The sequence below is a fragment of the Vibrio sp. Vb1574 genome (genome assembly GCF_033338675.1).
Genome location: NZ_JAWOTC010000448.1, coordinates 1 through 1,054 on the forward strand (window position 1 = coordinate 1; position 1,054 = coordinate 1,054).

1 protein-coding gene is annotated in these 1,054 nt (G+C 47.5%); it reads right to left on the reverse strand.

What is annotated here, in order from left to right; genetic code table 11:
- Window positions 1-54: 54 nt before the first annotated feature.
- Complete coding sequence (locus R7O12_RS26780; RefSeq protein ID WP_158163597.1) at window positions 55-975, reverse strand: IS5-like element ISVal1 family transposase; 921 nt, start codon at window positions 973-975, stop codon at window positions 55-57.
- Window positions 976-1,054 lie beyond the last annotated feature (79 nt).

Here is a 1,054-nt window from a genome sequence, read left to right on the forward strand (position 1 = left end):
GGCTTTGTTGCGTAATTCGGACAGAAAACCAAGTCGTCCGAAATTGAATAATTATCAAACAATATACTGAGTTTCAGGCATACCAAGCCCTGTAAGCTTGTTCAGCGCTTTAATCATGGCGTAGGTTTCGCCAACCTGAGAATTGTAGTTTCTCAGGCTTAACCTCCCACCTAGCAACTGCTTCACGCGATACATGGCTGTTTCAGAGAGCGAACGCTTGTGATAACCATACCGCTTTTTCCACTTCTTGTTGGAGCCGTAGAGCTTCTGACAACCTACTGCTAAATTGCGAGGGTGTCCTTGCTCCCAGAAGGCAGCCCCTTCTCGTGGCGGGATAAGCGGAACCGCTCGCTTGATCCGTATGGCATCATGGCAATTCCTTGTGTCATAAGCGCCATCGCCTGATATCTCAATGATTTTGCGACGTGTCTGCTTGAGTAAGTTAGGGAGCACTTCGGCATCGGTTACGTTAGATAAGCTCAGCTCTGCTGCGACTATTTCGTGGGTGCTTGTATCTACTGCGATATGCAGCTTACGCCAGACTCTGCGCTTCCCATCAGTACCATGCTTCTTGACCTTCCATTCACCTTCGCCATAAACCTTGAGGCCAGTGGCATCAATGGCCAGATGTTGTATTGCTCCTCTGGTTTTGGTTTTAAATGAAACCTCAACTTCCTTAGCTCGGCGGCTTATACAGGTGTAGTGTGGGCAAACAAGCGGGATGTGAGCCAGCTTAAATACTGAGTCTAGAAAGCCTTGCAGCGCTCTCAATGGCATGGAGAAGACGCGCTTAACCATCAGTGCGGTAGTAATGGCTAAGTCGCTGAATCGGCGAGGTCTACCACGCTTGCCTTGTTTGTTTTGCTTCCACTCGGCTATCGCTTCCTCATCAATCCAAAAAGTCAGAGAACCACGGTTGATTAAGGCTTTATTGTACTGCTTCCAGTTAGTTGTTTTGTAACGAGGTTTCGGCATAAGGCTACGATGATTAACTGATGTAACCGATCAGATCGTAACTTCCTGATTTAGTTCCATCGAATTACGCAACAAAGCC

What these genes read in the sequence shown, in the direction of transcription:
- R7O12_RS26780 (WP_158163597.1), bottom strand. Translation starts at nt 975, where the DNA reads ATGCCGAAACCTCGTTACAAAACAACTAACTGGAAGCAGTACAATAAA.